General features: G+C 41.4%; 23 protein-coding genes. 6 read left to right on the top strand and 17 right to left on the bottom strand.

All coding sequences use genetic code 11. The features are described 5' to 3' along the window. Window position 1 precedes the first annotated feature (1 nt). From DESME_RS06975 to DESME_RS06960, 4 genes are all read left to right on the top strand, one after another. Complete coding sequence (locus DESME_RS06975) at window positions 2-652, top strand: riboflavin synthase (protein WP_006715423.1); 651 nt, start codon at window positions 2-4, stop codon at window positions 650-652. Between the two features lie 28 nt (window positions 653-680). After that, window positions 681-1,883, top strand: coding sequence for a bifunctional 3,4-dihydroxy-2-butanone-4-phosphate synthase/GTP cyclohydrolase II (locus DESME_RS06970; RefSeq protein WP_006715424.1), 1,203 nt, complete (start codon window positions 681-683; stop codon window positions 1,881-1,883). A gap of 68 nt (window positions 1,884-1,951) precedes the next feature. Continuing rightward, entirely contained in the window at window positions 1,952-2,413 is a 462-nt protein-coding gene (gene ribH / locus DESME_RS06965) for a 6,7-dimethyl-8-ribityllumazine synthase (RefSeq protein WP_006715425.1), read from the top strand. A gap of 119 nt (window positions 2,414-2,532) precedes the next feature. Then, entirely contained in the window at window positions 2,533-3,153 is a 621-nt protein-coding gene (locus tag DESME_RS06960) for a sigma-70 family RNA polymerase sigma factor (protein ID WP_006715426.1), read from the top strand. An 87-nt stretch (window positions 3,154-3,240) separates the two neighbouring features. Here DESME_RS06960 and DESME_RS06955 read toward each other — a convergent pair whose 3' ends face one another. Beyond that, on the bottom strand, window positions 3,241-3,438 hold the full coding sequence (locus DESME_RS06955) for a spore coat protein (RefSeq protein WP_006715427.1): 198 nt from the start codon (window positions 3,436-3,438) through the stop codon (window positions 3,241-3,243). A 16-nt stretch (window positions 3,439-3,454) separates the two neighbouring features. Beyond that, window positions 3,455-3,664, bottom strand: coding sequence for a hypothetical protein (locus DESME_RS06950; RefSeq protein ID WP_006715428.1), 210 nt, complete (start codon window positions 3,662-3,664; stop codon window positions 3,455-3,457). Between the two features lie 202 nt (window positions 3,665-3,866). Here DESME_RS06950 and DESME_RS06945 point away from each other — a divergent pair, with 202 nt between their 5' ends. Further along, entirely contained in the window at window positions 3,867-4,367 is a 501-nt protein-coding gene (locus tag DESME_RS06945) for a DivIVA domain-containing protein (protein ID WP_006715429.1), read from the top strand. 15 nt (window positions 4,368-4,382) lie between these two features. Here the strand turns inward: DESME_RS06945 and DESME_RS15630 are convergent, their stop codons facing one another. The 6 genes from DESME_RS15630 to DESME_RS06915 all read right to left on the bottom strand — a co-directional run bounded on the left by DESME_RS15630 (window position 4,383) and on the right by DESME_RS06915 (window position 13,189). Further along, window positions 4,383-4,745 (bottom strand): putative signal transducing protein, encoded by a 363-nt coding sequence (locus DESME_RS15630; RefSeq protein WP_006715430.1) that lies wholly within the window; start codon window positions 4,743-4,745, stop codon window positions 4,383-4,385. 611 nt (window positions 4,746-5,356) lie between these two features. Beyond that, window positions 5,357-7,948, bottom strand: coding sequence for an ATP-dependent chaperone ClpB (gene clpB, locus DESME_RS06935; protein ID WP_006715432.1), 2,592 nt, complete (start codon window positions 7,946-7,948; stop codon window positions 5,357-5,359). A gap of 21 nt (window positions 7,949-7,969) precedes the next feature. Further along, entirely contained in the window at window positions 7,970-8,959 is a 990-nt protein-coding gene (locus DESME_RS06930; RefSeq protein ID WP_006715433.1) for a DnaJ C-terminal domain-containing protein, read from the bottom strand. Window positions 8,960-9,148: 189 nt separating this feature from the next. After that, window positions 9,149-10,909, bottom strand: a complete 1,761-nt coding sequence (locus DESME_RS06925; RefSeq protein WP_006715434.1) for a phospho-sugar mutase — start codon at window positions 10,907-10,909, stop codon at window positions 9,149-9,151. 79 nt (window positions 10,910-10,988) lie between these two features. Continuing rightward, a complete protein-coding gene (locus tag DESME_RS06920; protein ID WP_006715435.1) occupies window positions 10,989-11,864 on the bottom strand; it encodes a DegV family protein in 876 nt (291 codons plus the stop codon). 506 nt (window positions 11,865-12,370) lie between these two features. Beyond that, window positions 12,371-13,189: a GNAT family N-acetyltransferase gene (locus tag DESME_RS06915; RefSeq protein WP_006715437.1), complete on the bottom strand. Its 819-nt coding sequence runs from the start codon at window positions 13,187-13,189 to the stop codon at window positions 12,371-12,373. A 242-nt stretch (window positions 13,190-13,431) separates the two neighbouring features. On the opposite strand from DESME_RS06915, the gene DESME_RS06910 reads away from it, so the two are divergent. Then, the gene (locus DESME_RS06910) at window positions 13,432-14,754 is read left to right on the top strand and encodes a M18 family aminopeptidase (RefSeq protein WP_006715438.1); all 1,323 of its coding nucleotides are present in this window, start codon (window positions 13,432-13,434) and stop codon (window positions 14,752-14,754) included. On the opposite strand, the gene DESME_RS06905 is transcribed toward DESME_RS06910, so the two are convergent. From DESME_RS06905 to DESME_RS06865, 9 genes are all read right to left on the bottom strand, one after another. Continuing rightward, window positions 14,744-15,103, bottom strand: coding sequence for a DUF192 domain-containing protein (locus DESME_RS06905; RefSeq protein WP_006715439.1), 360 nt, complete (start codon window positions 15,101-15,103; stop codon window positions 14,744-14,746). The genes DESME_RS06910 and DESME_RS06905 overlap by 11 nt on opposite strands. Before the next feature lie 83 nt (window positions 15,104-15,186). Continuing rightward, entirely contained in the window at window positions 15,187-16,092 is a 906-nt protein-coding gene (locus DESME_RS06900) for a type II secretion system F family protein (protein ID WP_006715440.1), read from the bottom strand. Window positions 16,093-16,131: 39 nt separating this feature from the next. Continuing rightward, window positions 16,132-17,094, bottom strand: a complete 963-nt coding sequence (locus tag DESME_RS06895; protein ID WP_006715441.1) for a type II secretion system F family protein — start codon at window positions 17,092-17,094, stop codon at window positions 16,132-16,134. Between the two features lie 21 nt (window positions 17,095-17,115). Then, complete coding sequence (locus DESME_RS06890) at window positions 17,116-18,465, bottom strand: TadA family conjugal transfer-associated ATPase (protein ID WP_006715442.1); 1,350 nt, start codon at window positions 18,463-18,465, stop codon at window positions 17,116-17,118. A 12-nt stretch (window positions 18,466-18,477) separates the two neighbouring features. Further along, window positions 18,478-19,719, bottom strand: coding sequence for a response regulator (locus tag DESME_RS06885; RefSeq protein ID WP_006715443.1), 1,242 nt, complete (start codon window positions 19,717-19,719; stop codon window positions 18,478-18,480). Between the two features lie 13 nt (window positions 19,720-19,732). Next, window positions 19,733-20,467 carry a Flp pilus assembly protein CpaB gene (gene cpaB / locus DESME_RS06880; protein ID WP_006715444.1) on the bottom strand — a complete coding sequence of 245 codons (735 nt, stop codon included), beginning with the start codon at window positions 20,465-20,467 and terminating at the stop codon, window positions 19,733-19,735. Between the two features lie 14 nt (window positions 20,468-20,481). Beyond that, window positions 20,482-21,531 carry a pilus assembly protein TadG-related protein gene (locus DESME_RS06875; protein ID WP_006715445.1) on the bottom strand — a complete coding sequence of 350 codons (1,050 nt, stop codon included), beginning with the start codon at window positions 21,529-21,531 and terminating at the stop codon, window positions 20,482-20,484. A 15-nt stretch (window positions 21,532-21,546) separates the two neighbouring features. Next, window positions 21,547-21,936, bottom strand: coding sequence for a TadE/TadG family type IV pilus assembly protein (locus DESME_RS06870; RefSeq protein ID WP_006715446.1), 390 nt, complete (start codon window positions 21,934-21,936; stop codon window positions 21,547-21,549). Window positions 21,937-21,938: 2 nt separating this feature from the next. Beyond that, window positions 21,939-22,457, bottom strand: coding sequence for an A24 family peptidase (locus DESME_RS06865; protein WP_006715447.1), 519 nt, complete (start codon window positions 22,455-22,457; stop codon window positions 21,939-21,941). Window positions 22,458-22,461 lie beyond the last annotated feature (4 nt).

Genomic DNA, 22,461 nt, shown 5'->3' with positions numbered 1-22,461 from the left:
CGTGTTTACTGGAATTATTGAAGAACTGGGAACAGTAGCCGATCTTCAGATTCTGCCTGATGCAGCCTACTTGACCATTAATGCCCACAAAGTATTAATAGAGACGCAAATTGGGGATAGCATCGCCGTCAACGGTGTCTGCTTAACTGTTGTAAAACTCCAGGAAACTCAGTTCACAGTGGATGTGATGGCGGAGACTTTACAAAAAACCAATTTAGATGAATTAGTCCGGGGCAGTCAAGTCAACCTTGAGCGAGCGTTACAGCTCTCAACACGCTTGGGAGGACATTTAGTAAGTGGGCATGTTGATGGAATAGGGACTATTTATAAGAAAACAAAAATCGGAATTGCCGAGGTTTTTGAGATTAAAGCCTCCCCTTCCCTGCTTCAATACATTTTGCCCAAAGGATCTGTTTCCATCGACGGAATCTCCTTAACTATTGTAAAGGTCGATCAACGCAGTTTCTCCGTTTCCTTGATTCCCCATACGCGTCAGGAAACCACCTTAGGATTTAAAGGAGTAGGCTCAAGAGTAAATCTTGAGACTGATTTAATTGGTAAATATGTTGCTCAATTTTTAGGAAGTCAACCTGCTCTAGAAGTCCGCAAGGACATATCCGTGGAATTTTTAGCCCAACATGGGTTTCTTTAAAATTTAAAATGTACAGGGAGTGATTGTAATGGAATTTAGCACAATTGAGGAAGCTATTGAAGAAATTCGTCAAGGACGTATGATTATCGTCGTGGATGATGAAGACCGAGAAAATGAAGGCGATTTGGTGATGGCGGCAGAGAAAGTAACACCTGAAGCCATTAATTTTATGGTTACGAATGCTCGCGGACTCGTATGCGTGCCCATGACCGGTGAACGGCTTACTGAATTAAATTTAGATCAAATGGTTGCTCATAATACCGATCCAAAAGGAACAGCGTTTACTATCAGTGTCGATAGTGATAAAAGTACAACTGGAATTTCAGCCTTTGAGCGCGCTGAGACCGTATCCGTTTTGGCCAATCCCAAAAGTAAACCTGAAAATCTTCATCAGCCGGGGCACATCTTCCCATTACGAGCTCGCGATGGCGGCGTTCTAGTACGCGCAGGGCATACAGAAGGCTCAGTTGACCTAGCCCGTCTAGCCGGTTTACAACCCGCAGGCGTTATTTGTGAGATTTTAAATGATGATGGAACGATGGCTAGAGTACCTGAGTTAATGAAGTTTGCAGAGAAACATGAGTTAAAAATCGTAACGATTGAAGAATTAATTCGTTATCGTCGCAGAACGGAACTCCTCGTTGAGCGTGTACAGAGCATCCATCTTCCCTCGGATTTCGGGGATTTCGAAGCGGTTGGATATCGCAGCTTATTGGATGGTCAAGAGCATATGGCTTTAGTTAAAGGCAAAGTCGATGATGGAGAACCGGTCTTAGTTCGTGTCCACTCGGAATGTTTAACCGGTGATGTTTTCCATTCACGTCGGTGTGACTGTGGAGACCAATTAGCTGTTGCGATGGAAGCTATTGAAACTGAAGGACGCGGGGTCTTTCTTTACATGCGCCAAGAAGGCCGTGGAATCGGTTTACTCAATAAATTACGAGCTTATAAGCTTCAGGAAGAAGGAAAGGATACAGTTGAAGCTAACCTTGAGCTTGGGTTTCCTGCCGATCTAAGAGATTATGGTGTTGGAGCCCAGATTCTCGCCGATTTAGGAATTAAAGAATTACGTTTACTCACGAACAATCCCCGTAAAATTGTGGGTCTTGAAGCATACGGCTTAGAAGTTATCGATCGCGTACCGATTGAAATCCCGCTTAAAGCCGAAAACGAACGCTATATGACAACTAAGAAATCAAAGATGGGCCATATTTTACATGAGGTTCGTTAACATATTGAGTGTAATACTCAACTCTTTAATAGATGATCAAAAAGAGAGATATGAAAGGATGATTAACCATGAAAACTTATGAAGGAAATTTGATCGCTGAGGGCTTGAAATTTGGTATTGTTGTAGCACGTTTTAACGAGTTTATCACAGGTAAACTTGTTGGCGGAGCATTGGATGCATTGAATCGGCATGGAGCTTCAGAAGAAGATATTGAGCTTGTCTGGGTGCCAGGAGCCTTCGAAATACCTTTAGTTGCTCAGAAACTTGCAGAAAGCAAGCGCTATGATGCTGTGATTTGTTTAGGGGCTGTTATTCGTGGGGCGACTCCTCACTTTGAGTACGTCAGCTCTGAAGTAAGTAAAGGAGTTGCCAACGTTGGTCTGTCAACACATACCCCTGTCATCTTTGGCGTATTGACGACTGACTCCATTGACCAAGCTATTGAACGGGCAGGGAGCAAAGGTGGAAACAAAGGCTACGATGCTGCTGTAACCGCAATTGAAACTGCTAACTTATTGAAACAGCTGTAAGATAATAAGGAATTTATGTAATATTTAGGGTAAATGTCCACAAAAAATACCTTGCCAAAAGAGTGCATATTTTTTAGACTCTTTAGGTAGGGTATTTTTTTACGAGGAGATGAGCGCAATTGACTTCACTAAATGATAAGATTGAGCAAGATAACCAAAAACTTGAAGCTGCGCGCTCTGGAAATCAATTTTTAATGAATCAGCTCATCGAAGATTATGAGCCTGAGGTTCGAAAAATTGCCTGCAAATATTTTTTACCACGAGCGGATTATGAAGACTTACTTCAAGAAGGCCGCATTGCAATATATAAGGCAATTATGTCGTATAATCCGAGCTCAAAGATTCCTTTCTTACATTTCGTACGTATGGTCATTAAACGAAAGCTGATTGATTGCTTACGAGCCTATAACAGACAAAAACACTTGAATTTAAATAATGCCTTCTCTCTGAATAATACTCTATCTGAGGATCAAGATGAAAGTTTTCTCAACATTATTCCTAATATCGAGAACCCTGAGTCGCGAATTGTTGCGGCTGATGAAGCACGTTCCTTCCTACATGAATTGACGAGTGAATTTTCGGGCTTGGAACTCACTGTATTTCGTTATCATTTTCTAGCAGGTATGAAGCAACGTGAAGTCACGAAGCATTTAGGCTTGAATCCCAAATCTTTGGACAATGCGATCCAAAGAATTCGCCGTAAAACAATCGCCTACCGTTCACGTCAAATTGCAGGCTAATCATTTCCAAAAGAAAGAAAAACGTGGGATAGTCAAATAAAATCCCACGTTTTTCTTCTTTGCACTTTAACTTAAATCTGACTTAGTTTAAGCAATTCCTCCGGTTTTCGTAATTAGTTTACTAACTTTTGAATGAGCATTCGTTGCTTCATTAGCCAGACGTAGATAACGATCACGAAGTTCATCATGATGGGCCCGTGTAGCAAAGGTCATATAACCAGCTGCAGCGCTAGCGACGTCTTTTTCATAATCATAGAGCATATCCAGATCGGTAAACATATTCATGCCATTCTCTCCTTCCCTATTTCAAATCACTTATCCCATTTTTAAAGAAGCCCATGACATTTTCAAGTCCTTTAGCTTGGTCTTTAAAAAAGGATTTGACCGCAGGATCGGTGGCCATTTCATTATAAAGCTGGCATTTTTTCATGGAGACTTCTGTTTCAATTAAGCTACGTGTTATCATACCTTCATCTAAGATAGTTTTTGTCTCAGCCTCATTATATTGCATTGCCCTATCCCCCTTTTTAGATTTAAACTTCACTTACAGGATGCGTAAATATTCTATTATTTATACACGGAGTTACAGACTTCGATTTTAAAAGCAAAATTTTGCTATCCTGAAAAAGTTTATCATGATAAACTGAATAAGGTAATGATATTGCATATTTTTTATACATAATAATAAAATTCGCATAAGGGGCTGATGTATAATGGAATCTCTTAATTTTAGAAAGATTATGCGTGGATATGACCCAGATGAAGTGGACAATGCTTATGCAGAACTTCAACATAAGTTAGATGAAGCTAACGCTTCTAATCGCGAACTTCGCTTACAAATCAATAGTTTGCGTGAACAAAACGCAGAATGGGGTAATCGTCTAAAGTCCTATGAAGGTATGGAAAAAGACCTTCGAGACGCTATGCTCAGTGCACAACGTGTCGCCGGTCAAGTTAAAGATAATGCTGAACAGGATGCTCAAACGCTCTTAGAAAACGCTAAGAACGAGGTCGAAACTCTTTTACATGAGTCGACTCAACGAGCTGAGCAGAGGGTAGCTGAACTTAAAGAAGAAGAGATAAAAACTGAAGCGTCACTGAATCAGTTACAAGACCAGGTATCCGAACTTACACTGGAAAAAGAAGCGCTTGAAATACGGATGGAGAAGGCATCTGCTCAACTCGAACTTCTTCGTCAAACGTTAGAGCTCTAGTTATGGTATCAAGATCTACCCTCGCGAAAACCCATAAAAAAGGACAAATAAAATTAAGATAAAACAGATGAGGATAGATTTGTAAAGCCAGCGCCATCTCGCCTTAGGCGAATCATTCGCAGAGGAGTTAAGTTCGTTTCCAGCGTCTTCGGTGAAAGGGGTCAAACTTTCTAACTGTTGGGGTAATGCTGCAAGCAATGCTTGAGCCAGTTCAAGAGAATTACTAGGAACCCAAACTTCGACTCCGTTAATGATTCCGTAAGAGGCTTTTAAGTCACCGGGGTACTTTTTCTGCGTAGGGATATTGGCTTCCTCTAGAATTCCATTGATAATATCAGCTTCCATCTCGCTATTTACACTGACTAGAAAAGACCACATGGTTCTCCCCTCCATCTCAAATTGAGACAAAAGGCTTGGCATATTTTTGCCAAGCCTTTGTTGTCATTGTTGCTTACCCTTTTATTCTTTCCAACACCAATCACCGAAGTTACTGTTTCTATTGCTAGAGAATTCATGATTGGGCAAAGTAACCAAAAGATTTACCTTTTTTTAGAGCGGGCCCGATAAATAAAAATGATGCCGAGTAAGATTCCGGTAATGGTCATGGTAATTGCTGGCTCAAGTTGGCCCGAGAAAAAAATGAAAACAATAACGAGGATAAAAAGAAACATTTCAAACTTGTTCCTCTGCATAAGTCACATCCTTCTCCCAGTTAATAAAGTCCTATTTATGAAAAAGGTTTCAAGTATTAGTTTATACTGAGAAACTCAAGACTGCAAGTTAATCCATCTCTTCTTTAACTCTACCCTCACTGATATTTTTACAATAAATTTCATAGAGAATATCAATGAAATATTGTAATCATCATAATTATCCTGGCAATTGCTCTCATGCAACTGCCAGGATTAGTCAATAAATAGAATTGAAATACCTAATCCCCAAAAAGGGATCAATAATTTGATTGAGATGCTGATCTATTAAATCGTCTATTACAGGGAACGAAAAATGAAATGACCTTCAGGATTAAAATCCACATGAATTTGCTGTCCTTCCTTGAATTCGCCTTGTAAAAGTTTCATTGCTAGTGGGTTTTGAAGTCGTTGCTGGATAACACGTTTGAGTGGTCGTGCCCCATAGATGGGATCATAACCTTCTTGAGCAATCTGGCCTCGGGCCTTGTCACTCAGCTTAATGATTAACTTGCGTTCGGCAAGACGATCGTGAAGTTGCTGAAGCTGAATCTCAACAATCTTACCGATATGCTCTTGCCCGAGCGGATTAAAAACAATGATATCATCGAGACGATTCAGAAACTCTGGGCGAAAGTAATTTTTCAGTTCTTCAGTGACACGGGTTCTGATTTCTTCTTGCCCAGCTGATGAACGGTTCATTTCTTGGATTGCTGGGCTGGCAATATTACTTGTTAGGATAACAACCGTATTTTTAAAATTGACTACCCGCCCTTGACCATCAGTTAAACGGCCGTCATCGAGTAGCTGAAGAAGTACGTTGAACACATCTCGGTGTGCCTTTTCAATTTCATCAAATAAAACCACACTATAGGGTTTACGCCGTACTGCTTCAGTCAGTTGCCCTCCTTCTTCATAGCCAACATACCCTGGAGGAGCTCCAATCAACCGTGAAACTGTATGCTTTTCCATATACTCTGACATATCGATTCGAACTATAGCTTGTTCGTCATCAAATAGAAATTCAGCTAAGGCTTTCGCCAGTTCAGTTTTTCCCACTCCCGTGGGCCCGAGGAAGAGAAAGGATCCTAAAGGACGATCAGGGTCTTGCAATCCTGCACGTGCACGTCTAACTGCATCAGAAACAGCCACGACAGCCTCATCTTGACCAACAACGCGTTGATGAAGCCTGTCTTCCATATGCACAAGCTTAGCCATTTCTCCTTCGAGAAGTCTCGTAACCGGAACATTTGTCCATTTAGAAACAACTTCGGCAATATCCTGTTCATCGACTTCCTGCTTAAGCAAGGAATTTTTTCGCCCAGTTAACTGCTCATCTAATTCCTTCAGTTCTTTTTCTAAATGTGGAATAATACCATATTGAAGCTCTGCTGCTTTATTATAATCATACACTTGTTGAGCCTGTTCCATCTTGGTACGAGCTTGATCCAGTTCGTCTTTGTGTTGTTTAATTTGAGCTAAGATTTCTCGTTCTCCTTGGAGTTGGGCTTCTAATCCACTCTTTTGTTCTTTAAGATTGGCGAGCTCTTCTTCAATTTTAGTCAACCGCTCTTTACTTGCTTCATCCTTTTCTTTTTTAAGGGCTTCACGTTCTATTTCCAATTGGAGGACCCGTCGCTTGATCTGATCCAGCTCAAATGGGTCACTCGTTATTTCCATACGCTGGCTGGCAGCTGCTTCATCGATTAAATCAATCGCTTTATCCGGGAGGAAGCGATCACTAATATAGCGGTCAGAGAGGACTGCTGCTGCGATAACTGCCCCATCCGTTATGCGCACTCCATGGTGTCTTTCGTAGCGTTCCTTCAAACCGCGAAGAATTGAAATTGTATCTTCAACACTGGGTGCATCTACAACAACGGGTTGGAAGCGACGTTCTAAAGCTGCATCCTTTTCAATATACTTACGATATTCATCGAGGGTTGTGGCCCCAACTAAGCGAAGTTCACCACGGGCCAGCATTGGTTTAAGCATATTACTGGCGTCCATAGCGCCTTCAGCAGCACCTGCACCCACCACAGTGTGTAATTCATCAATGAAGAGAATGACATCTTCATGATCCTGGATTTCCTTGAGTACCGCTTTCAGACGTTCCTCAAATTCGCCTCGATATTTGGCTCCTGCAATCAGTAAACCCATATCTAAAGCAATAAGCTTCTTATCTTTCACTGATTCCGGAACATCACCACGTACGATCCGCTGGGCTAAGCCCTCAACAATTGCCGTTTTACCGACACCCGGCTCGCCGATAAGAACCGGATTGTTTTTGGTCCGCCGTGAGAGAATCTGAATCACTCGACGAATTTCTTCATCCCGTCCGATCACAGGATCAAGCTTACCTCTGCGTGCTTGCTCCACAAGATTTCGTCCATATTGCTCTAAGGCCTGATAAGTGCCCTCTGGGTTTTGACTTGTCACTCGTTGTGTTCCTCGTACTTCACGTAAAGCTTGAAGGAGTTTTTCACGAGTAAGACCTGCTTCTTTAAGAATTTGCTCAACTGCACCACCCGCTCGACTTAGTAGGGCTAACAGTATGTGCTCAGTACTAACATACTCATCATTAAAGATAGCCATTTCATCATGGGCTGAGACAAGGGTAGTTCTTAAACGAGAAGATATCGTTAATTGCACGTTCCCTCCACTTATCCGTGGAAAGCGGTTGATTGTCTCACGCGTTTTTTGTTCCAAAGCTCCCACGGCAAGCTTAAGCTTTGTGAGAACTTGGGAGACAACCCCGTCTTCTTGTTCCAATAAAGCTAATAGAAGATGCTCTGGCTCAACTTCACTATTGCCATTACGTTCTGCCATATTTTGCGCATTAATAATCGCTTCTTGTGACTTCTGAGTGAAACGGTTGGTATCAAAAGCCATAAATCAATCACAACCTTTCTACTAGAGATGCTGATATCTAACAGCTAAATCTCTGAGTTCTGAAATTTCTTTCTCACTTAGATTAGCCGGGAGAGTTAGTCGAGTTTTGACATAAAGATCACCATACTGCTTGGGATTTTCAAGATGAGGCATTCCTTTGCCCTTTAGCCTAAATTTAGTATCACCTTGGGTGTAAGGGGGTACTTTGAGCGTGACATCTCCATTTAACGTCTTGACCTTGATTTCGCCACCGAGTATTGCCTGGTAAAATTCAATCGGCCTCTTTGTTATTAAATCATTTCCATCCCTTGAATAAGTTGGGTGATTTTTAACATTTATAATAAGATAAAGATCGCCCTTCGCTCCAGCTCCTAATCCTACATTTCCTTGCCCCGCAAGACGGACTTTTGATCCTGTGCGAACTCCTTGAGGAATTTTCGCCTGAATGCGTTTTCCTCCAGTATCGATTACACGTGTTGTTCCGTGATACGCTTCTTCCAGTGAAATGCTGACTTCGAGTTCTCGATCCCGCCCCGCCGCTTGAGTAGTCGCAAAACCTGCGTGGTGTCCACGTCTTGTACCCTGCTCTATATCGCCCATACCAAAAAGGGTTGAAAAGAAATCTGAGAAACCGCCGCCCGAACTGGAAGAGTTTCCACCCCAGCCTAGATCTCCAAACATCTCAGCAAATTCCTCGGGGCTCATTGTCCGTGAATAACTTTCTTGGTCTGGTTGTGATTGCCAACGAGTCCAGTCATAATTACCTTGGCCCCCATTTTTTTGCCATGATTCGTAGTTTTGGCGCACATCTTCATATTTACGCCGTTTTTCTGGATCAACAATCGCTTGATAAGCTTCTGTTACTTCTTTAAACTTTTCCTCGGCCTCTTTATTACCAGGGTTGACATCTGGATGATATTTTTTCGCCAGCTTCTGGTATGCTTTTTTAATGGTTTTATCATCAGCATCTTTAGGTACCCCAAGAATAGAATAATAATCTTTAAAATCCATAAGTCATCCCTCCTTTTTTCATTTAAATATTATCGATTAACTTCATTATAGTATTTTGAAACATGAAGGTCAATAAAGGTCAGATATTTAATTAACATTAATTGATCATAAAAAAAGTAAAACACCAATTAGATGTTTTACTCAAGATACTCAATACATATTCATTTTTAAAAATCACAATAAACTAAATTAATGATTTAGCGATTTTCCTAGAATCTGACTAACCTTTGCCAAGAGATCTTCTCTTACTTGAACAAGGGTCTTCTCTACTGTTTTAGGCTGAGTTCCACGAATAGAGAAGTAAAATTTTATTTTAGGTTCGGTTCCAGAAGGGCGAACCATGACAAAGCCACCCCCGGTAAAGGCATAGCGAAGCACTTTTGACTGAGGTAACGTTAAAACATACGTTTTGTCTGGAACATCTCCACTTAATCGCTTACCTATTCGTAACTCATAGTCGTCAATTCGCTCAAGGGGAATACCTGCAAAGGAATGAATCTCAGACTGCCGTAAGCCAGCCATAATTTGTTCCATTTCTGCTTTGCCTTCTTTACCCTTTAAGGTAATTGAAGTTTGAGCTTCATGATAATAGCCATACTTCTGATAGATTTTATCGAGGACCTGTAGTAAGGTGAACTGCTCTTTTTGCTTATAATAAAGCGCAGCTTCTGCAACCAACATGGCTGCAATGACGCCATCTTTATCCCGGACGAAATGTCCAGCTAAAAAGCCGTAACTTTCCTCAAAACCAAATTGGAAATCACCCTGACCTTTTTCTTCCAACTCTTTTTCCTTTTCAGCAATAAATTTAAAGCCAGTCAGAACATTCTCAACTTGGACTCCAAGGTCTAAGGCTAATGCATCGGCTAAGTCAGTTGAAGCGATAGTCTTAATAAGAGTCGCTTTAGGAGAGAGAATGCCTAAAGCCTTCTTCTGGCTGATGAGGTAATAGGCCAAGAGAACACCAATTTGGTTACCGGTTAATTGCTCATATTTCCCCTTTTGATTACGAATAACAACGCCTAATCGATCTGAATCGGGGTCAGTCGCTAAAAGCAAATCAGCCTGTTGTTGTTCTCCATAGTGTCGTGCTAAATCGAAGGTCGACGGAATTTCAGGGTTAGGATATGGCACTGTGGAAAAATTCTGATCCGGCTTTTCCTGCTCAGGAACGACAAAAACAGAGGTATACCCCAGTTCGTTTAGTACCCTTCGGACGAGGACATTTCCAGCTCCGTGTAATGGTGAATAAACGATTTTAAGTGTTGAGCCTTCTTCTTGAGCAAGTTCAGGATAGAGAGACAAATCTTTAACTTGAGAGAGATAAGCTTGATCAATTTCTTCCCCAACCGTAATCAACAAACCTTGAGCCCGCGCGTCTTCTTCTAATAGGGGTTCTAAATCCACCCAACTTTCGCGAGCTGAAATATGCTCGGAGATTCGATCGGCTTGAGCAGGTGGAACCTGTCCCCCATCCTCCCAATAAACTTTATACCCATTGTATTCCTTAGGATTGTGACTAGCCGTGATTACAATTCCTGCTTGAGCTTGCAGATAACGGACGGCAAACGAAAGTTCAGGAGTCGGTCGTAAAGCGTCAAAGAGATAAACCTTTATGCCATTCTTAGCGAGAATCAAGGCCGCTTCTTGGGCAAAGCGAAAAGAAAAGCGCCTCGAATCATAAGCAATGACCACTCCTTTAGCCATCCCCACTTTGCCATATTCGCGAATTGTATCCGCTAGACCCTGGGTCGCTTTGCGTATGACATAAATATTCATCCGATTCGTACCTGCTGCTAAAATACCGCGCAATCCACCTGTTCCAAATTCAAGATCCATATAAAAACGGTCTTCAATCTCTAAAAGATCCGTTAATGCCCTCAGTTCTTCACGTGTTTCAAGATCAAAATAGGAATGTTCAGACCAAAGTTTATAGCGTTCCTGAATCATCTTGTTACTCCTTCGTTATGAAACTAAAAAATATTTCACTTCTTTAAGTGGACTAATAGACTGGTAATTATCTACACGCTCAACCTACGACCGGATAGACCAGAACTCCAACTAAACCTGGTCCTGTGTGCACTCCGAGTGCTGGACTGATTTGACCGAAGAATACTTCTTGAATATTCGGATGTTCCAAAGCTGCTTTTTCAAGATCCCTTGCCTCTTTTTCAGCTCCACCATGAACAATAGCTACGTTCGAAATTGTATCGCAGACATGTTCTTTCAGGATACTACCTAACTTACGAAGAGATTGTTCTCGTCCCCGCACTTTAGCTACTGTAAAATATTTACCTTCCGAATTGATCGAGATTATCGGCTTAATATGAAGTAACTCTCCAAGCGTACCCGCAACATAGCCAATACGCCCTCCTTTTTTCAGGTATTCCAAAGTTGAGACGACATAGTAGGCTTTCATATTCTCGACGACTTCTTTAGCCACAGTCTTAACCTTTTCAAAATTAAAGGAGCGTTGAATCTCTCTAGCCGCCTCTAGAACAGAAAAGCCAAGACCAAAGGAGAGAGTTTTGGAATCGACAACCTCAATAACCATATCCTTAAATTCCTCAGCAATTGTAGATACTGTTTGGTAGGTTCCACTTAGACCACTGGAGAGATGAATTGCTAAAACGTGTGTAAAGTTTTGATCATGTAACCGATTAAAAAGTTCATAAATCTCAGCCGGAGAGGGTAACGATGTTTTCGGGACTTCTTCTTCTAAGTGGTCATAAACTTCTTGAGGTGAAATATCGACACGATCTCTATATTCACGATCATTATAAATAATATGTAAGGGTAAAACTTGAATCCCATATTGCTGAATAATATCAGGGTTAAGGTCACAAGCACTATCCGTAACTATTGCAATCTTGTGTTTTGGAGTTGCATTGTCTTGAGTAAACATCCTGCCATCCCTTTCTACGAAGAAAATTATTAATCGTAGTATATCATAAATCGAAGATGAGACGGTAACATTTTCCCTGTAACCCCTAAGATATGAAGGGACAGCATAAATAATGCATAATATAAAAATAAAAACGAGTTCCATAACGTAGATGTTAGGAACTCGTTTTACTCTCTGAAGAATCGCTCATTTGTATTGGCCTGGGTTAATGGCACGTTACCAGATCCTTTCTAGGAGATTTTTTTGGGTTTTCCCGACTCATGAACTCTAATTGGCTCTAGTCCAACAGAAGCAAGAATTGCTTCAATCATGATTTTTTCATTTTCACTCATATATTTCCTCCTCTCTAACTGTAAATAATTGGTTCATTCACTCTTAAATAGTATAACATTATTGGCTTTGAAAATCAAGCATTCTAGAATTTAATTCAAATTTAAATTTATTTTTATTTTATTCTTATAATATTTCTTGTGTTGAATTTGTTTGAATGTTTAAGTTACGAGACTCTAGCGATCAAATTCACAGATCATCTCATATAAGAGATCTGTCGGATGAATTCCCGCAAAGGTTAACATGCGCATTACAGAATCCTGAGGTTGATTGTTCAGTGAGAATTCTCCATAATTATGTTCATTGAGAAACGAGAGCAATTCTTGGGCAGCATCGTCGTAGGCAGCCCAGGCATCAAGTAGAGTTTTTCCTTCCACACCTCCATATAACATTCCAGCGGTCTCTTGTGAATTGAGCCAAGCGTTGATCGAAGTGTAGCGTTTGAGATAATGAGCGCGCCTTTGCCATGAGGGAATAAAACCTGCTTTTTTCCGGGTCAAAAAATAAGCAGATAGGTCAACACTTTGAAAATTGATGTATGGGCTTCGGGCATGATCTAATTTAATTGTGCCCGGCGTTAAACGATAAAGATGAAGATCGCGAACAAAACGAAAACCTTGAGATTTATAAGTATATTGGGCATAATTTCGGGAGAGTACCTCAAGATAGATCCTTCTCAACCCAATAGATCTAGCTAAATTGATTTGAGCTTGAAGCATGGGCGCAAAAAGTCCTCTACCCCGATATTGTGGATCAATGGCAGTTCCGGCGATCCAACCCTCATAATCCGTTTGACTCAGAAAGGTGAAACCTACTATCTTTCCATGCTCTCTCAGAGCAATTGAATGGTTAAGCTTAATCTGCCCATGCTCGATCCAAATTCTTAGATTCTCTTCATTAAAAAACATTTCGTAAAAATAACCTTGCCAGCACCGATTCCAAGTTTCCGTTAAAAGCGATAAATCAGAGCCCTCAAGAGTCGTTAACTCAACCATCTATAGATTCTCCTTAAGAAATTCATTTCAAATTTATTTACCTGTTTTTAATTACCCATTGCTTCTTTAATCCACCTTCGCTTTCCTTAACATTTTTTCCTGCATCAAGAAGGATTTTCTGATAATGCCTAAAAATGTTTAAAATTCCTTTATATTTAAATAAAAGCCGTTTTGACTCACCGTAAAAATAGAATTATGATGAACCATGAAGCGTTTATTGATTGAAAAGGAGTGTAATATTTATGCTTAGCCCAATTCTAATTTCTAAAGACGAAATTAAACATGCCGAAGATCTGTTGAAGTTTATCAAAACCAGTCCTTCCCCTTTTCACGCGGTTCGAAGCGTAAAGGAACAATTGATCCCTTTAGGATTCACGGAATTAACGTTCGAGGAAAAGTGGGCACTCCTTCCAAAAGGAAAGTATTTTGTAAGCCGAAATGGCTCAGCTTTAATTGCTTTCATCCTGGGTGAGTCAACACCCGAAAAATCGGGCTTTCATATTCTCGGTACACATACGGACAGTCCTACCTTTCGTCTAAAACCTTCGCCCATTATTTCGGTTGAGGGAAAATATCTTAAGCTCAATGTTGAAACTTACGGAGGACCGATTTTAAACACCTGGCTTGATCGTCCCCTTGCTTTGGCTGGACGGGTCGTACTTAAAGGAAAATCTCCTTATCATCCGCAAAGTTTACTTTTTCAAAGTCCTAGCCCCCTGCTCACCATTCCGAATCTTGCGATTCATATGAATCGTAAAGTAAATGAGGGAGTTGCACTAAATAAACAAAAAGACCTTCTTCCACTTTTAGGCATGCAGGGAGAAGCTCTAGGAAAGGAAAACGTTCTCATTAATTATTTTTCAAAGCTATTACAGGTTTCTCCAGAGAACATTATTGATTTTGATATTGTTCTTTATGAAAATGAAAACGGAAGTATTATCGGACTGAACCAAGAATTCATTTCAAGCAGTCGCCTTGATGATTTAGCAATGGTTCATGCCGGGACCTGGGCACTAGCCCAAACAGAGAGTAATGAAACGACTCCTATATTAGCCTGTTTTGATAATGAGGAGGTCGGCAGCACCTCGAAACAAGGTGCTGCCTCTCCTCTGCTTGCTTCCGTATTAGAACGGATTATGCTGGCTCTCGGGAAAAACCGCGAAGAATACTATCAAGCACTTGCGCAATCCTTCATGGTTTCCGCGGATATGGCCCATGCTCTACACCCCAATGTAGTGGAGAAGCATGACCCAGTGAATAGGCCTGTTTTGAATGGAGGCCCCGTAATTAAGCTCAGTGCAAATTTAAGCTACACCTCAGATGGTGAGAGTACTTCTATTTTCCATGGAATCTGTGAAGAAGCTAAAGTACCCGTCCAACTCTTTGTTAATCGCTCTGATGAACGAGGAGGCTCAACTATCGGTCCAATTTCAACAACGCACCTGGATATTCGCTCGGTTGATGTAGGAAATCCACTTCTAGGCATGCACTCTATACGAGAATTGGGCGGAGTAAAGGATCATCTCGCCATGAGTACGGTATTCAAACAGTTTTTTAATGATTAACCGACTGAATTAAAACATCTCCTACTCGCGTCCCCGTTTTCTGAGCCCATCCTACAGGAAGTTCAAGAATTGAGGACGCTTCCTTGATGTGTGGAGAAATCTTACCTGGCTTTAACTGATCAAGAATATAACAAACTTCTCCCCGGGAGTTAATAAACCAAATGGATAAAGAATACTTCATCCCGAACATATGAACTTGCTGACAAGGGATCAGCCATAATCCTTCATATGGCTTTAAGGGGGATCGTCCAAGCAATCCACGTAAGCGAGGCCAAAACGAATCAGCATACATTACGGAAGAGGCAATTGTCTCACCTGTGCGAAAATTTTCGAGACTGACTGTAGTCATGACCTAACCTCTCCCTTCTTTCTTTTATAAATTGACTTCTATTCCATTTTAAATTTATGATTAATCGTTTAGGTCAATTCGAATTATTGCTTTGAAAACATATCAATAATCTGAATTACGGCCGGTCCAAGAATGATGATAAATACGCTCGGGAAAACGAAAAAAACAAGGGGGATCATCATCTTAACGGGAGCTTTTTGGGCTTTTTCTTCCGCTCTCTGCCGATGCTTCTGACGAATTTGTTTAGACTGGTTGCGAAGAACTCCTGCGATGGGAATCCCCAGTTGGTCTGCTTGCACCAAAGAAGCTACAACATTACTCAAATCTTCAATCGGATTACGTTTACTCAAATCTCTAAGGGCGTCCCGACGTGGGCGCCCCATTTTTATTTCCTGAAGGACTTTTAAAAATTCTTCAGCTAAGGCCCCTTTTTGCTTTTCAACCACCTTTAACAAGGCCGCATCAAAGCCGAGTCCTGCTTCCACACTAACGGTTAAAAGATCAAGAACATCGGGTAAAGATCTTTCGATCTCGAGCTGTTTCTTCTTCATTTGGGCATTTGACCAACTTTTAGGAAATAAATATCCAATCAAGAAACCCAGGACAAAGCCTCCTAGACGCATGATTGTACTGGTCCGAAGGAGAATCGAAAGGACTAAAATAACTAAGCCAAGCAACAAGCCCAATCCATATTGCAGACCCTTAACGTTCTCCCCATCTTCTTTATCTCTTGAGCCGCTTGAATTGGTATCCCGGCTATTTTGTCCTTTTGGATCTTTAGAACGGCGATATGGAAAAAACACTGTAAGCTTTAGAATCATTAAACGGACTCGCTCTTTTAGAGGCGGAAACGCTTCGCTTTGCTCTTCTCTGCCAAGCACGTGCATAATTCGTTCCTGTGGCTTTTTTACACGTTCTCCAGCAAAGAGTGCGAGAATCGTGAAGAAAACAAAACCGAAGGTCCCGAGAATGATTAGGGATTCAAACACAGTCTCACACCCTTCCCTTTATTAGATTGCGTTAAAAGGTTACGCTTCAACTGCGATAATTTTACGGATAATGAGAAAACCAATGAATTGAGAAATCAAGCCCGTGGCAAGCAGAGCTAAGCCTAAAGATGTTGTAAACAGGAGTTTCAAATAACTCGGATTAATTACGCTAAGGATTCCAGCTATACCAAAGGGCAGGGCACCAATTACATAGCCAGACATTCGTCCTTGTGCAGTTAAGGTTTTTATTTCTTGCTGGATACGGATTCGATCAGCGATAGTGGAATGTATATTAACCAATACTTCAGCAAGATTTCCACCAACCTGTCGTTGAATCAACACTGCAGTGACAAGAAGATCGAGATCATCACTGCCCACTCGTTCAGCCAGATTGCTAAGTGCTGTTTCTGTCGAAGTACCATATGTCATTTCACGAAGGGTTATTTTAAACTCACCAGAAATTGGGTTAGGCATTTCCTGACTCACCATTTCCATGGCCTGAAGTAAACTAAATCCAGCTCGTAGGGAATTAGCCAAAATAAGGAGTGAATCCGCAAGTTGATTATCAAACTGTTTTCTTTTTTTCTTTTGCGCGTTCATTAAATATAAACGTGGAAAGAATCCTCCTAAGACTAAAAAAAGAAGACTAATACTAAGCAAATGCGTCAGTAAAATAGAAACTAAAAATAATAATAGGGCTAATAATTCCTGGAGAACAAGAAATTCACCTCCACGAAGAGGAATATCTCCTTGCATGAGTTCACGATCAAGCTTTGCTCGCCAACGCTTTGGGGTAAATTCCCCTAGATGAGTAAGTAAGTCTTTCAATGTTTTTTCTTTGGTAACAGTTGAATTGTTGGTTGTCCGTAAGGCGGTAAAACGTTTCAAGCGTTCTTCAAGTGTTTCATTTCGATAACTAAAAGCTAGAATCAAAAGATAAATGGTTAAAAAGATGGAAACTGCTGCAACCCAGAGGGATACATTAAGTGGAAAAATGGGCATGTAGCTTCCTCCTCATGACATTTATTCATTACTGAAAAGATTCTCCGGCAGAGCCTGTCCTGCTACTAATAATTTTTCCATAAAATGAGGACGAATACCGGTTGCACGGAAATAGCCTTGGACTTTGCCTTGTTTGTCGACACCCGTTTGCTCAAAGCGGAAAATATCCTGGAGAACAATGACATCTCCCTCCATTCCAAGAACTTCAGTAATATGGGTAATGCGGCGGCTGCCATCCCGCAAACGGCTTTGCTGTACGATAACATCAATAGCGCTGGAGATCTGTTCCCTGATAGCACGTACAGGTAGTTCCATCCCCGCCATTAGAACCATGGTCTCGAGACGAGACAGCATGTCCCGTGGAGTATTAGCATGTCCCGTGGTAAGTGAGCCGTCATGCCCCGTATTCATAGCCTGAAGCATATCCAGGGCTTCACCGCTTCTTACCTCGCCAACGATAATCCGCTCGGGTCGCATCCGCAAAGAGTTTCGAACAAGATCACGAATCGTAATTGCCCCTTTACCCTCAATGTTAGGGGGACGTGTTTCCAAGGTTACGACATGAGCTTGCCGAAGTTGCAATTCTGCCGCATCTTCGATAGTAATAATTCGCTCATCTTCTGGAATATACCCTGACAGCACTCCTAACGTCGTCGTTTTACCAGACCCTGTTCCTCCAGAAACAATAATATTGAGTCGCGAAGTAACACAGGCCTCAATAAATAGAGCCATCTCTTGGTTCAAAGTACCAAAGCGAATCAAATCTTCAACTTTGAAAGGGTCTTTAGCAAATTTTCGAATGGTTAATGTTGGTCCATTGAGAGCCAGGGGCGGAATAATAGCATTAACCCGCGAACCATCAGGTAAACGGGCATCTACCATAGGTTGGCTTTCATCAATTCTCCGACCGAGTGGTGCGACAATCTTTTCGATAATATGGAGTACATGCTGGTCATCATAAAAGGTGATTGGAGCGAGTTCTAATTTTCCTTTACGTTCAACATAAATCTGACTGGGACCGTTAACCATAATTTCATTAACTTCAGGATCATTCAAAAGTGGTGTAATTGGACCAAATCCAAGAATCTCATCCAAAATTTGTTGAATAAGCCGTTGACGATCACTCCGAGAGATGGTAATGCCTTGAAGCTCTATCTTCTTTTCAAAAATCTCTTCAACAATCGGGCGAAGAGTTTCAACCTCCAAGTTTTCAGTTTCTGGGGTGTCCAAAGCTTGAATAACTTCATGATGAACCTGGTTTTTAAAATCTTTCCACGGATCAAGCAGTTGTACAGGACGATTCGTTCTCAATTCTTGAACAGGATCTTCGACAATAATTTTTTCCTTTTCTAAACGTTTAAGTAACGACATGGTTTAATCCTCCTATAGGCCAAATGCGCGGCGTATTCGGCAAAAACCTTTACAATTATTTTCAATTGGAGTGGCGTTATCATTTGCCTGAGAGGATTGGCGGGTTAAAGTCTGTGCAATGATTCGGATTCCCTCTGTTACTTTGCTTTGTGGATGGGAATTAACAAAAGGAATACCCTGATTAAGCGCAGTAAGTACTGATTTACCATCGCTCGGTATTGCAAAATCGACTTTGATATTCAATGCTTTTTCCACATTTTTCAGATCAAGTCCCATTTCTTTACCGGAGCGATTGAGAACGACTCTGATTTTGTCCATATAATGAAGACCTTCCAAAGTTTCTAAACTTAGCTTAGCATTTTTAAGTGCGGGGACGTCCATACCGACAATAAGAAAGATTGTTTCTGCAAGATCAAGACTAAGCATACTAAATTCATCGAAACGACTCACCGTATCACAAATAATAAAATCAAAATGGGATTTAACTTCTTGAAGAATTTGTTCAACCTGTTCGACGCTAACAAAATCGGCATATTCGGGACGAGTAGGTGCCGCAAGCACTTGGATTCCTGTAGAATGGGTCAATAAAAAGGACTGAATTTCACTATATTGAAGAGAACCCGACTGAGCTAAATCGGCAATACTACGTTTAGGAGCTAAATTCAAAAAGGCACAAACATCCCCAAATTGTAAGTTCAAATCAATCAGAAGTACTCTATACTTTCCTGAGCGAGCTAGCTCGACGGCTAAGTTTGTTGCTAAGCTCGTTTTACCGACTCCTCCCTTTGTGCTGAAGAAGGAAATAATCTGACCTTTTCGGGTTTTCTCCGGAGTAACTATCGGCGCCTCTAGCTGTTTCCCGAGAGCCTCGCGTTTACGGCTCTCAATTTCATAGACTCTGGCAATAGTACTCGACAATTCACTCCCTGTGAAAGGCTTGACAATATATTCGCGAGCTCCTGCCATCATTGCGCGTCGGAGATAGTCTTGCTCCTCTTGAACTGACATTATAATTACTGCACAATCAGGAACGCGCAAGGAAAGAAATTCAGTTGCTCGAATTCCATCCATGTCTGGCATATTGATATCCATAAGTACAATGTCGGGATGTAAGCTTTCCGCTAGGCGCAGAGCTTCAGAGCCTGCGCCCGCTTCCCCGATGACTTCAATATCTGTCTCAAATTGGAGAAGACGTCTTACACTTTCTCGGGTATCACTGATATCATCAACAATGAGGACCCCTATACGCTTCATTCATAGTCCTCCTTTATTTATAAAGAGTGAAGTAATTTGGATCGAGATATTTGTTTGCTGTAAAAGGTGTATCAGAGCGCTGATCGGTATTGACTGGATTTCTTAATAATAAACGGATACTTCCTTTTTCACTCCCTAAGGTTACAGCCATTGCTTGAGGTACGGTGAGGGCAAGAGTATAGGATTTCACTTCTACCTTTGTTTTATCAGAAGATGAGCTTTCCCCGTTACTTAAGACCAGTACGTCTTGAGCAACTAAACTAGTATAGGTTTGACCGTTTCCAGGGGGTTCTTTAATATCCATCGTTACGAGAATATCCACATGATCTCCGGGTTTAACCATAAACCCTACCCCACTCACAAGCCCAATCGGAATGGCTACCGCTCTTTTACCGTCAGGAACGGTAAGTGCAATGGACCCTGAATAATTTGTGACATTACTTGTAGAGTGTTGTATGACAGAATTAACAATAGAATCACCTGCTGTTAAATTAACTAAGGCAACAGAGCCAACCACGCTTTCAATGGAAGAAGCACCACCCACTGGATATGCCTGACTCGGAATTTCCTTTGTCGTGAGCTGCTCCGCTTTGATGATTGAACGTGCCGGAATACTACTTTTAGTAATCACTAGTGACTTTAAAGTTTCCTGAGGACCTGATCGCGTCCCACTTAAGAAAACATAAATTGAGCCCGACGCAATAAGACCACAGATCAAAGCAAGTAGTAAAAAACCTTTTCGATGCATATTTATGTTCACTCCTAATTCGCAACGAGTTTGGGTGCATAGAGGCCATAATCTATACCAGAGGTTCCGCTTTTCATATCTTCTTCTTGTTTAAGAAGCTCGGCCAGAGTTCCCCCAGTCTTTCCACTGGTGATTAAAGTTTTTATGAAACGACCCGTAATGATTGAGTCAGTACCATTTCCTGATACACCTTCGAGGAAAAACGCAGCAAATCCGGTAATTTGGACTTGATATACTGCATTCAGATCAGAATTAGCGAACTTTACAATCGGCACGTAAATAATCTCCGGAGCATTACGATCATGGTTATCAAAGGTATTAGGGGGCACTCTCGTATCACTAGCAAGACGAGTCTCAACTGCACGTTTTGTTGGCCCGCTCATATTACCGTTTTCGGTGTTAATAAACTGGCCAATACTTAAACTTCCTTGGTAATTATTGGTCAAGCTCGCTTCATAATCACTAGCACCACCTCCGGTAAGATCCAAGGGACCAAACCAGCCATAATATTGACCTCCAATTTCCCCCGTAATCTGATTCCCTGATCCTGTTTTTAAGGTATAGAGAGCCCCATATTGGAAGTCCTGTTCTTGTATGCTTAAAGGGACCGCTCCAGATAATGAACTGGGAGGGACCATCATTGCCGCTGAATTAGCGGATATTTGTTCTTCGTTAATTCCCCATAATTTTGCGAAAGAAGTAGGGACCGTTTTTTGACCTGCAACAGCTATTTCAAAATTATTAGCTTCAATACGCGTCGTGATATTATTAACACCATTTTGCGAGGCATAATCCTCAGCTACTTGATTAGCGCGATTTGTATCACCTGGGAGTTCCTGAACTCCAGCCAATGCTGCCGAATCAACCGCATTTTGAAGTCGGGCCTTTTGTACATAGAGCAGCCCGATGTCGGCCACCATTGCGCAACTTCCTAATAAGACAGTCATCCCTAAAGCAACAAGAATGACTATACTTCCCCGTTCAGACGAGTTTATCTCAGGCTCCGGTACATGCGACCGTGCTAACTTCATATATAAAAACATAAATTGAGTCCATATAGCCATTCGTTCTCCCCCATTCTATTCTACACGCATGCTTAGAGTTGAATTGACTACAAAAGGATTCGGAAGGATATCGCTAATCAGAGGGACTATGAGGTGTACCGGATAGGAGACTTGGACTTGGACACTTTGTCCTGATTGGCGGTTAGCCTGCGTCGGGGTGATTACTGTCGTCAGTTCTGCTTCATTTAAAGAGGGGGCAGCAATTATTGCAGCATTTTGAATATCCAGATCCATTCCTCCAGTAGTAGCGACTCGAGCAGCGGATCGGGCAGCATTACTAACCGTGATATAGGCGTATCCTACCCGACCCATTTCAATTATCCCAAAGAGAAGTAATAACAGAAGAGGCAATACAAGTGCCATTTCAACCAAGGCCTGCCCCTGTTCCTCTTTGTGAAGTTTCATTTCTAAAATCCTCCTGGAAAAGGTATAAACATTTCAAGTGCAGTACCCAATACAATAGCGATGCCATAAGGGAATTTCTCTTTACGAGCATTCCGCATATCCTCACTAAGATATTCAGGTTTAGATAGTAATGGAAATAACAAAAGAAATCGTTTCAGTGTAGCTCCAAGTGCTCCATGGCGAACAAGCAATGCCACTGAAATAACTCCCCCAATAATCGCTCCATAGAGGAAACTGGTGATAACAAAATGTGCGCCACCAAAAGCTCCAATGACAGCAAGCAATTTAACATCACCCGCTCCCATTCCACCAAATAAATAGGGAATCAGTAAGATACCAAATCCAACCAATGCTCCGATCGTGCTTTCTTTCAAACCTGCCCAACCATTAAAGAAGGTTTGTAAAAATATAGCAACCAAGAAGGCTGGGCCAAGAAGCTTATTATGGATTCGATGTTCCCGCCAATCTGTAAAAGCTGCAATACTCAATGTGAAACCTAAGACCACTTCAGTAAGCCCCATGTAG

This window comes from Desulfitobacterium metallireducens DSM 15288, assembly GCF_000231405.2.
Classification (GTDB): domain Bacteria; phylum Bacillota; class Desulfitobacteriia; order Desulfitobacteriales; family Desulfitobacteriaceae; genus Desulfitobacterium_A; species Desulfitobacterium_A metallireducens.
Note: the sequence above shows the minus strand (reverse complement) of the source record. Positions and strands in the feature narration are given on the sequence as shown.